This is a genomic window from Acinetobacter sp. MD2(2019), from assembly GCF_035615615.1.
Classification (GTDB): domain Bacteria; phylum Pseudomonadota; class Gammaproteobacteria; order Pseudomonadales; family Moraxellaceae; genus Acinetobacter.
On sequence record NZ_VTDU01000036.1, the window covers coordinates 1 to 11,644 of the forward strand.

Consider the following 11,644-nt stretch of genomic DNA (forward strand, 5'->3'; position numbering starts at 1 on the left):
CTGAATCAAAGTAGTTCTGTACAGTAATACTGTTGTCGCCAACTAAGGTGCAGATAACTAAGTTATTGCCAACGCGTCTGAAGCTAAAGTCACTTTGAAGGAAACTATCTGTGAATTGAATGACATCTTGACGATTTGTCGTATGATCATTATTGCTAATCGTGTCATGACCAAAGTTCGCAGCAAATATATAAGTATCGTTGCCAGCCCCACCGTTTAGTGTGTCATTACCTTCACCACCAATTAATTTATCATCTCCAGCATCAGCTATTAAGGAATCATCACCAACACCACCTTGTAGAATGTCATTACCAACATTACCATAAATTAAATCATTACCACCTAATCCACTAATATTTGAGTCTAATGCGTAAGCACGTAATATATCATCGTCATTTGTAGGCAATAAAACTAAGGATTTAATATCTTCAATAGTTAGAAAAATCCCATCACCAAACTCAATTTTATCAATTCGATACTCACCCATACCGTCTTTAATAAAGTAGTTCTGAATTGTTAATTTATCGGTTGTATTTTTAGATAATATTAAAAGATCATTATTAGAACGCTTAAAGTTAAAAGAACTAGACTGCCATCCATCTACAAATTTTACAATATTAATATCATTAAGTGATGGATTGAAGTCAATTAAAATATCTGAACCAAAGTTCTGCCCCAATATAAATTTATCTGAACCCAATCCCCCTTGTAATGAATCATTACCTATCCCGCCTATAATAATATCATCACCATCACCACCATATAGGGTATCATTACCATCACCTCCAATTAGAGTATCTTCCCCAATGCCACCATCTATATTATCATTTCCAGAACCTCCATCTAAATAGTCATCTCCAGCACGACCATCTATTTTATCATCCCCCGCTACACTAGAAATAACATCATTTGTATCATACCCTATTAATATATCACTTAAATCTGATGGGTTAATTAATAAAGACTTAACTTGTTCAACATTCAATTCACTTTGATCTGAGAATCTAATTACATCAACTTGACTTCCACCCAAACCATCCCCAATAAAATAATTTTTTACTGTAACTCTATCTGTAGAGTTTTTTAATTTTAAAATTAAATCCTCACCATTTCTAACAAAGTTAACATCAGAATTTAATATATCGCCTTTAAAATAAATAACATCAATCCTGTTTAAACTTACATCATTATTTTTTATAACATCTTGCCCAAAACCTCGAGAGAACTCATAAATATCTGAACCAGATCCTCCATCTAGCTCATCATTACCTATACCACCAATTAAGATATCATCACCATTTCCGCCAAATAAAATATCTCTTCCATCAAATAATAGATTAGTACCTATTAATGTATCATTAGAGTCACTACCATCTTGCTGACCTAAAATATCTTGTACCTTTTTTCCAATTAATTGAGACCAAGAATCATATAAATTTTGTTCTTTGGCGTAGTCAACATACTGATTAAACAACTGAAAACCTTCTGACCAACCTTGTATTTCTGGCGTGTAAGCTAGAAATTCAGCCAAATCGACAAATGCCTTCTGGGGATTATCTAAAAAAACTGAATCAAATTTAATTTTTACATCTTTAAAATTAAAGATACCATTTTCACCGCCTAGCAAATCTAGAGTTATTTCATCAAAATATGGTTTTAAGCGTGTTTGATAAACTAATCCTAAATAGATGCTCTCTTTCAGCTGTTCATAAGTATCATTAATAGTTTTTATAATTGACTTTGCATTATCTTCACTTGAGTAGAATAATTTCTCAGTTTTAGTCCCAGTAAATGCATCTAAGATTGGGCTAAGTTTTTTTGAAGTTTCAAATTGTTGTTTTACGATCGCCGATATACTTAAAAATCCTAGTTGTGCTTGACCTCCTGGGGTAACTGCTGTGCCGGAATTAGAAGTTTGATTAGAAACAACACCCCAATCAGAGACCGAGTTTAAATACTCAAATTCAGGATCTGTCTTTGCCCATTCTAAAATTAATGTATCGAGTAACTGTAATTGTGCTTCTTTCGTACCAGCTGATGTATAAGTTTCAACAGTTTGTGCTAATTTTTCAGATAGGCTTGCTGCCTCTCTTAAATCTCTAACTCGGCCCGAACCATTTAAACTAACTACTTGTTGTTGTTCGTTTGTCAATTCAAGTTTTGATGTATAGGAACTGTAAAATGAATCAAAACTAAAATTCACATCTCCCATTTTTTTACTTGTACCATCCATTGACTCATAAACACCTGATTGTGCTAATACATTTCCTCCGCCCAAAGAAGTATTTGTATTTTTATAATCCAAGCTTATAGATTTAATTCCTACGCTTTCTAATGAGAACAGCTCCTCTGTTTGACTTACTCCGTCCTGATTTAAATCTCTCCAAATACTCAGTTGAGTAAAGATCTCATCGTTATTATCAATCTTTTTATCATTATTATTATCAAAGAATGCTAATGCTTCATATCCATTTGAAGCCAGTCCATTTCCACCTAAAGTAGTGCTATCTCCAAATAATTCCCCACCATTGTTAATTAGACCATCATTATTTCGATCTAAGACAAGCAATCCATCATCCGCATTGACCCAACTTGTTGATGTCTTAATACCATCATTATCATGATCAAAAAGTGCACCATCAAACTTATTAGCAAGCGTAACTTCGATTCCATCGCCATCTAGATCGAAAACAAGTGGATCATAAACACGATATGAACCATCTCTATTTAAATCTTTCCATGGGTTCATGCTATCTGGAAATAAATCAAAGAAAAATCTTGACCAGTTTTCTAGTACTTCCTCACCAAACCCCATAAATAAATCTTTATTAGTTTGATAGCTATTTCTATTAATCTCATCGACAAGATCAAAAGCTTCTGACAATTTATCAGCAATTTCAGGCCCTTTCTCTGCAATATTTGCAGAGGCACCCATTATAAGAGCAATAGCATCAAAAGCTTTATTTAATTTAGTTGAAGATGTTGCAGCCGAAGCAAGCGTTGCTGATGCAGATACAGCAGACATAGCATTCGATATTGCTGCTGAATAATTTCCATTATCATAATTAATCTTTGCATTCACGAGAGCAACGCCGACAACTAAGGAATCTAGTTGCGTTTTAACGCCCGTAAGTGCTGGTGAAAGATTTGGATATTTATCGCCGTAAGTATCAATTGCAACTTGGATACTAGCTGAACTAACCGATATTATAGCAAGTTGCTGGTCTAAATTTTCCTGACCAGGCTGAGCACTCTCTAACATCCCTTTAGCATCATTCATGAAACTATAAGCATCATTTAAATTATTTATAGTATCTATTTTCATGTATTCACCCTTTTAAAAAATCTATTAAAAATTTATGTTATAACAATAAAAAATGTTGCAGAAAATAATATCCCCAAAAGTAAAAAAACAAAAGGTGGCATATACTTATCAAACCATGGTGGAATATTACCTTCTTTCACTTTCTTCTTTTTTAACCAAGATAACAACACCAGAGAAAATGATAAAAAATATACAACCTTCTTATTCACATCAAATAAACTATTAAAATAATCAACTCCATCATGTCTTTCTGAAATTAAAAAAAACATAAAAATAGTGTAAAAAATAAAACCAAAAAAAAATGATAAACACCCAGGAAGTTCACTTCTCATAACAAATACTCAATAAAATAAATAAAAATCATATTTAATCTCATTCTAAAAATAGAGGTATTTTAAAATATTCACCCCCTATGAAAATTAACTAATACACTTTTTCAAAATTATTTAAAAAAATCATACAATTTAATTTTGTTAAAAATCACCGCTCCCTTAAAGCTTCTTTTGCTTTGTTAAATGGCTTTAATAAATAATCTAAAATCGTCTTTTCACCGGTTCGAATATCCACAGTAGTAATCATTCCCGGGCTTATCGAGAACTTATGCCCTGCTTTGTTCACCAACTGATCACTCTCAGTACGAATATAAACACGATAATAGAACTGATCTTGTTTGACCTCGTCTTGAATAGTATCTGGAGAAATAACCGTTACTTTTCCATCCAGACCGCCGTAAATTGAATAATCATAGGCCGTCAGTTTCACTAAAGCGGGTTGGTTTGGGTGTATAAAGGCAATATCTCGTGGTGAAACTCTTGCCTCGACTAAAAGTTTTTCATCGACTGGGACGATCGTCATTAGTTTGCCATTTTGTGGAATAACGCCACCCAATGTGACTGTATCTATTTCTTTCACGATACCGCGTACAGGTGCTTTGATGATGGTACGCTGTACACTGTCACTGCGTCCCTTGACTACAGCTTGCTGACTTTCAATCTCGATATTGGTTTTTGAGAGTTCTTCACGCGCATTGACTTCATACTGGTGACGTATATCACCAATCTGATTTTCTAAATCCGCAGCTTGACGCTTCAAACGCAGTACTTCGACTTCACTGGCTGCCCCTTTGGCTACCAGTGGTTCGGTCATTGCCAGTTCCCTTTCAACGAGCGATAAAGCATGCTGTAAACCTGCAATCGATTCCTGTAAGTTTCGACGTCTCGCATTGTAAAGCGATGTCTCAGTTCGCACTAACTGCGGTTCTTTCTTCACACTTGCAGGAAAACTTAAAGTGCTATGGTTCACTTCGGCCAGTAATCGAGCTGCTCGTGCTTGTGCTGCAACCAGTACAGATTCTGACTCACCAACATGGGAGGCATAACGTGTCGGATCCAGTTGAGCAAGAATTTGCCCCTGCTGAACAATTTGTCCCTCTTTTACATCTAAGCGGGTTAATATTCCGCCATCTAAAGATTGAATCACTTGCTCTTTTGAAGAAGGAATCACTTTACCTGTGCCTACAGAAACCTCTTCAAGCTTAAATAGCCAAGCCCATATCAAAAAAATCAGCAAACCAATGGCAATGATCCAAATCACCAAACTCGTTTTAGGTAAAGGTGGTTCTGAAAGTTGGATTGAGCTTGAACGTGGCTTTAATTGTTCTTGATCATTCATACCTGCTCTCCTGAAATAGAAGCATGTTGAATATGTGGACGTGGTTGCTGGACTAATGGTTGGTGCGGTATATCCCTCACAATTTTTCCGTCATCTAACACAATAATCCGATCCACTAACTCCAAAACAGCTTGGCGGTGAGTGGCGATAATTAATGTTCGCGTTCCTAACCAACCTTTCAGTTGTTCAATTAAGGCTTTCTCTGCAGCATCATCTATTGCGGCTGTTGGCTCATCGAGAAGTAGAATATTCGGTTTACGAATGAGTAATCTTGATAACAACAATGCCTGTTTTTGTCCTCCAGAAAAACCAACCCCACCTTCTAAGATCAAGTGATCGAGCCCCTCTTTTTTCTCTTGTACAATTTTCAGGGCACCCGTCATGCTAAGAACGTTCAGGATATCGTCATCTGTTGCCATCGGTGCACCGATAGTTAAATTCTCTCGAATTGTTCCGTAAAACAGTGCTGCATTTTGGTTTAACAATCCCACATCACGACGGATGTCTGCAGGGTCGATTAAACTAAGATCTAAATGATCAAGAAATATTTTCCCTTGTTGAGGTGTTTGCATGCCTGAAAGAAGTTGTAATAGCGTTGATTTTCCAGCGCCATTTCGACCTAATAGTGCAATCTTTTCGCCTTGTTTGATCTGTAGCTGAGGAATAGTGATACTTGTCCTTGTATCCTCTTGCTGATATTTGAACTGTATATTTTCCAGTTGAAAATCACCTGAAAGTACTGGACGATGAATAAGTTGTTGATGTTCAGCCTGATCTACTGGCTTTTTCATTAATTCATCTAATCCCTGCTTTGCAGCTTTCGCATGCTGTAAGCGCCCCAATACACCTGTTAACTGAGTGATTGGTGCCAACATCCGAGATGATAAAATTGAACAAGCAACCAATGCCCCTGTCGTCATATCTCCCTTCATCACCGCAAAACAACCAACAAGCACAACGATGGCATAGGTCAGGCCTTGGATCTTTTGCGTCCAAGCCGTCATGACCCCTACAATCTTTCTCTGTTGCATACTGATATCGGCTGAGACTTCATTCATGTGATTCCATTGGTTTTGGAACCGCGATTCACCCCTGAGCAGTTTGATGTCCTCAATACCCTGTACTGCTTCAACCAAAATGGCATTTCGAATAGAAGACTCTCTCATTCCTTGTTGTGCCAATCTTGCCAAAGGCTTTTGTGCCAATAGGCCAGGAATGATCATTAACGGAACAACTAGCAACATTACCCAAAATAAATTGCCGCCAATAAACCAGAAAATCGCAAGAAAAAGAAAGAAAAAAGGTAAATCAGCAATCGCAGTCACTGTCGTCGAGGTCACTAATTCTCTAACACCCTCCAGTTCACGAATTTGCGAAATAAACGTGCCCGTAGATTTTGGCCGTTGATCGTTTCTGATTCTTAAAGCATGGCCAAATACGCGATCAGAGATCTTTAAATCTGCTCGTTTACCTATAACATCTGATAAGTAAATTCGTGAGATGCGTAGAATAAACTCGAAGATAGCTGCAATTAAAACACCACCAGCTAGAACCCAAAGCGTTGGAACCGATTGGGATGGCACCACACGGTCATAAACCTGCATGGAAAAAATAATTGTGGCCAAAGCCAAAATGTTTGCAACCAAGGACGCCAACATAATATCGATATAGCGCTTCCAGTCTTTTAAAGCGATCGTCCAAAACCAGTTTTTCTGAAAAGGCTTGATATACTCATCAACCCGCATATCTTCAACCGCTTGCTCTGGTCGCAAAATATAGATTGCCCGAATAGACGGCAATAATAACTCTCTAGAAATTTGCTGCGAAAGCCCTAGCTCTCCACTGAACTGAACACTTAAATGACCCTTTGCATCCATTTGATGGATAACACCAGCTTGCCCATCATTCAACTCAATCAATAGGGGTAAGTGCCAAGGATTAAATAGCCCTTGTTCAACTAGACTTCGTTTTAAGCTTAAACCGACTTGCCGGGCAATAAGTTGCAATATTTCTTCGATATTTTGATTTTGTGCCCATTCGAGTTGTATTTTAATTCGCTCTTCTGAAGGCGCAATACGGTAATGCTTGGCTATAGAAAGTATCGATTGCAGCCAGGGTTGATAGTCAATTTTGTTGCTCATGGTTGAATCGTAACCCCGTGTATATTGAGATGATCCAAGCTATAAACTTCTCGGCTTTTCCCTGTCGCAGCAATAAACTGAACCAAACTGCTATATATATCGTAACGAGTGCTTTCAATATCAGACGCGACAGCGTGGATCGCCTGTTCAGCATTCAATAAATCTAATGCTGTGCGTGTCCCTAATTTATATTGTTCTTGATAGAGTTCTTTGGTTTTAATCGTAGTCATCTGTCTTGCTTGTAATATTTTCATTTGATTTTGTTTACTTTCGACTTGCTCTCGGTTTAAACGAACTTGATCTAATACGTCCAAGTACACACTATTTAGCTTTGCTTTAGCAGCCTGTTCTGCATAACTTGCTGATCGAGCCTGTGCTGCTATCGCACCGCCCTGAAAGAAATTACTGTTCGCTTCCAACATGATTGAGCTATAGAGTCCGTTATCTTCATTGTTATTCGGGTTGCGCCCATTAACGGCCTGGTTGAGAGAACCTTTGACATTGAGCGTTGGATAGCGGCTTAATTTTGTTTGTATTTTCTGAGCCTGTGCAGTTTGAATTTCTGCAGAGGCATGCATCATTTTGGGAATTTTTTTAAAATTAGGCTCATCATAGAGTGAGGACCTTGCAATCAGAAAATTGGGAATGTCCCACTGTTTTTCTCCAAGATTGAGCCCTATTAGACTGCGTAACTGAAGCTGATATTGGTTTAATAATGATTGTTGAGTTAATAAATTTGTTTGAGCCGCTTGTAAATAGGACTTTGCCTGTACAGGATCTGCTTGACTACTAACCCCCGCTTGGGCACGTAATTGCGTAATCTCAACAATTTTTTGTATCCCAGCTATTTGACGTTCAGCGATCTGAACCATTTCTTGACTGCGTTTGATATTAATAATTGCTGACGAAGTCCTGAGTGCGACGTCATCTATAGAAATCAAAAGTTGAGCTTGTTCAGCCCATAAGCGTGTTTGCTGGATATCGACACTGGTTTTCACTTTTCCAAAGTCATATAGCATCTGTGTCACATTGAGGCTGATTAACTGTCGGCCTCGCTCTCCAGTAGTCATATCCCCCGTACTAATTCCACCTGAGAGTTGCGGGAAATATGCTGCTTGGGCAACATGAATGTTTTCATTTTGAGCGGCTAAACTTGATACCTGTTGTTGGATATCAGGATGTGTTGTTACAGCTTGTTGAACAGCATTGATTAGGCTGATTTGTTTGGCACTAAATGCAGTACTTTTAGCAAAAGTCTGCTCTTGAGTCAGTGGACTAAATTGATAATTGCTAATTTTTGATATTTGAATTCTATTTTCTTGTCCTGTTACAGCATTTGAAAAAACCCAATCGGCCTTTTTTCTTCCTTCATCAACTTCAGCTTTGGCATAAGAAGTCATGGAAATAAATAACTGCAACAGAAATATTCGAAAAAAATAGAAACACTTCTCAAAACTATTTAAAAATTCATTAAAACACATAAAGATAAAAGTTTATTTTTCTATGTGACTATTTTTTACATGATTTTACCAAATTATACAAACTTTTTTACCACCTAGTTCAAACCACCCAAAGTGGATATTTATTGTACAATATTTTATAAAAAGGAAAGGATACTGTTGAATTGAGAACGGCTTTGTTGCGCAAAGATAAAAGATCAAGTTTTTCTTAGGTTTGCCAAACTTAAGTTACAGCTTGGGTGCAAGGTCTGCCTAATTCTGTAAATTTATTTAATACTGCTACACGTGCATGAATTTCATTGACCTGACTTGCAAACTTTCTTGCATGCAATTTATCGCCTAATAATTTGATGCAGTGCATCTTGGTCTCAACCAAACTTCTCCGATCATACCCTGACCATTTTTTCCATATTGTTCTGCATAAATGCTTTATTGTCTTGAGTAAAGTATTGCGTTCAATGAAAGTTGGTCGCTTATTCTTCCATGGTTTGGCATTTTTCCGTGGTGGAATAATCGCATATGCATTTCGATAAACAATTATTTGACGATATCGTTTGGTGTCATACGCACCATCGATATACACTGAATCTATTCGCTCACCTGATGGGATTTGATCCAACACATCACCAAGTACTTGTGAATCGCCCACGTTATTTGTCGTCAGCTGAACTGCCCGAATTTGCAAAGTCTTAGCATCAATGCCTATATATAATTTACGCCATTGTCAACGATATTCAGACTGATGTTTCTTGCGTTTCCATTCGCCTTCACCTAAAAACTTTAGCCCAGTGGAATCGACTAATAAATGTAGCCCATCATTACTTGTCTGATAGCTGATTGCGATATCAATAGATCTCTTTCATAAATCAAAAAACGATCAACCTTCTGATCATTTTTCACTCTCTTTGGGTCGCTAAATTTAGCGATAATCTTTGTATGAAATACATCCATGCTAAAACACTGTCTGAAAGCCAATTTAAGCGTCTAGTCGGCGTAAAAATCTTAACTTTCTCAGAAATGCTTGATATCTTAAAAGAAACTCAAACTATCTCTGGGCGAGGTCGCCCATCTCACCTGCCCCTTGAAGATCAATTGCTCATGGCATTAAGTTATTGGCGTGAATATAGAACACTTTTCCACACAGCAATAAGCTACGGTGTTCATGAATCTAGCGCGTCTAGAATCTTCACTAAAATTGAAAATATTCTTATAAAATAAAAGAAGTTTCATTTACCTAAGAAATTACCACAAGGACAAGGAATTGATTGGGAGGTGATCGTTGTTGATGCCACTGAAATGACGATAGAGCGTCCCAAAAAACAAAAGAAATTCTATAGTGGAAAGAAAAAGCGTCATACGATTAAAGCACAGCTAATGGTTCACTATGTAACAAAGCAAATTTTGTCATTGGCTATTTCAGAAGGTAGAAACCATGATTTTCAATTATTTAAACAACATCGTAAAAAGCAGAATTATCAAGCTTTACTGCTTGTAGATAAAGGTTATCAGGGGTTAGAGAAATTAGGCATAAAATGTCTCATGCCATTTAAGGCAAGTAAAAAGCATGCACTTTGCCGATTACAAAAAAAAATTAATCGTGAAATTGGTAAGCGACGTATTTGTATTGAGCACATCAATCGGAAATTAAAGGTATTTAAAATACTTTCTGAACGCTATCAAAATAGACGTAACCGCATGGGATTACGTCTAAATTTAATTGCTGCAATTTACAACATGGAATTGCTTAAAAAATGATTTATGCAAGAGGTCTATTATTTAAAAAATAAGGGAGCCAAGCTCCCATCATCATCGACTAGCCAACTTACTCTCAATCCAGTTATGGATTTCCAGTGCTGACCAGCCAATTCGGTTTTGATCCACTTGAAAGGTTTCACCTGTGAAGCATTCATACTGAGTCTGAATTTCTGAATTTATAAAAATCGTTTAACCCACCGCCCTCACACTCTGCTGCAATCCCTTTTGAATCTCCTGCACCTGATTTAAGTTATTCTGACGCTGCTGCCTTTGCCGTGGCTTGGTCAAATTTGTCTGTTGTTGTGTTTCAGCCTTGCCACCGACAATGCCATTTTCTATTATTGCATCTGCCTCATCATCCATATAAAACTCCTCCACTAAATCCAATCCCTCCTCACTATTCACTTCAAACCTAGCATTGCTATAACCTTGCAGTGCCATCTGATCTAAAGCTGTTTGATTAAAGCCGCTCTGCTTACTTTGTTGATCAATCTCTTGTGCCATTTGAATCGCTTGTTGAAGATTGACACCATCACGTAAAGTTAAATCCACGTAATACACAGGAGTACGATAGCTCTGCGTTGTAGATTTCCCTCTCAAAGTCAATTGCAGTGGCAAACATGAAAGTAAGCCATTAGAAGCAGCATGGTAATAACTCAGTCGTGCTGCTAAAGTGCGAATGCTATTAAAACCCGTGGTTCTAAAAATAAATGTCCCGAGTTCATCCGACTCATCTAGATTGACATGTAGTCGTCCATAAGGCTTACAGTTTCCACCCTGTGCCAGTGGGCATAAATCTGGTGATGGACAATGATGTTGTTCTACCCCTTGATTGGTCAGTCGCTGGCAGGTTTCACCATTTCCTACACAAATAGGGCGACCTGTTTGGCGATCGAATAGACTGTACTCCGCCCGTAAGTTCAGCTCAGGATCATTAAAGATCATCCGTACAGGAATGGTTCTGAGTTTTTGATTCGGCGCTTGGGCACGCAATTGTTCATCTAATGGATGCTTAACCCATCCCTCTTTGTTTTGGATTTGCGAGGTAAGGGTAAATTGGTCATCTTTTTCAGGGAGGCGTTTGCCGTTCTTTTCGATCATTTTGCCAATACTGATTCGTCCTAAAATCGGTGGTGTAATCACTAAACCTTTAATCATACTGGTATCCTCTGTAATTTAAATGTGTGGTGAACTGTGGTTGAAATAAATTGCTCAACAACCTCATACCCGAAGGCATGAGGCTATTGAGAGATTTATATTTGTATTCGTTTTTGAATCGTGCTTAGGCTATG

The 11,644-nt window shown here is 37.5% G+C and carries 8 protein-coding genes and 2 pseudogenes; 2 read left to right on the forward strand and 8 right to left on the reverse strand.

Translation table 11 applies throughout. The features are described 5' to 3' along the window. From I2F62_RS12445 to I2F62_RS12470, 6 genes and pseudogenes are all read right to left on the reverse strand, one after another. Nucleotides 1-3,325: calcium-binding protein (locus I2F62_RS12445; RefSeq protein WP_324627315.1), on the reverse strand; the 3,325-nt coding region annotated here is incomplete at its 3' end. Between the two features lie 32 nt (nucleotides 3,326-3,357). After that, entirely contained in the window at nucleotides 3,358-3,657 is a 300-nt protein-coding gene (locus I2F62_RS12450; RefSeq protein ID WP_324627316.1) for a hypothetical protein, read from the reverse strand. Between the two features lie 148 nt (nucleotides 3,658-3,805). Continuing rightward, nucleotides 3,806-4,996, reverse strand: coding sequence for an HlyD family efflux transporter periplasmic adaptor subunit (locus I2F62_RS12455; RefSeq protein WP_324627317.1), 1,191 nt, complete (start codon nucleotides 4,994-4,996; stop codon nucleotides 3,806-3,808). Continuing rightward, nucleotides 4,993-7,137, reverse strand: coding sequence for a type I secretion system permease/ATPase (locus I2F62_RS12460; protein ID WP_324627318.1), 2,145 nt, complete (start codon nucleotides 7,135-7,137; stop codon nucleotides 4,993-4,995). Before I2F62_RS12460 ends, I2F62_RS12455 begins: the two co-directional genes overlap by 4 nt. Continuing rightward, entirely contained in the window at nucleotides 7,134-8,537 is a 1,404-nt protein-coding gene (locus I2F62_RS12465) for a TolC family protein (protein ID WP_324627319.1), read from the reverse strand. Before I2F62_RS12465 ends, I2F62_RS12460 begins: the two co-directional genes overlap by 4 nt. Nucleotides 8,538-8,820: 283 nt before the next feature. Further along, nucleotides 8,821-9,456: pseudogene (locus tag I2F62_RS12470) on the reverse strand (IS5 family transposase); the annotation flags it as partial. A gap of 77 nt (nucleotides 9,457-9,533) precedes the next feature. On the opposite strand from I2F62_RS12470, the gene I2F62_RS12475 reads away from it, so the two are divergent. After that, the gene (locus I2F62_RS12475; RefSeq protein ID WP_324627320.1) at nucleotides 9,534-9,815 is read left to right on the forward strand and encodes a transposase family protein; all 282 of its coding nucleotides are present in this window, start codon (nucleotides 9,534-9,536) and stop codon (nucleotides 9,813-9,815) included. Between the two features lie 54 nt (nucleotides 9,816-9,869). Then, nucleotides 9,870-10,352: a transposase family protein gene (locus I2F62_RS12480; RefSeq protein ID WP_324627321.1), complete on the forward strand. Its 483-nt coding sequence runs from the start codon at nucleotides 9,870-9,872 to the stop codon at nucleotides 10,350-10,352. Between the two features lie 51 nt (nucleotides 10,353-10,403). Here I2F62_RS12480 and I2F62_RS12485 read toward each other — a convergent pair. After that, nucleotides 10,404-10,481: pseudogene (locus I2F62_RS12485) on the reverse strand (AlpA family transcriptional regulator); the annotation flags it as partial. A 60-nt stretch (nucleotides 10,482-10,541) separates the two neighbouring features. Beyond that, nucleotides 10,542-11,510 carry a hydrolase or metal-binding protein gene (locus tag I2F62_RS12490; protein ID WP_324627322.1) on the reverse strand — a complete coding sequence of 323 codons (969 nt, stop codon included), beginning with the start codon at nucleotides 11,508-11,510 and terminating at the stop codon, nucleotides 10,542-10,544. Nucleotides 11,511-11,644: the final 134 nt, after the last annotated feature.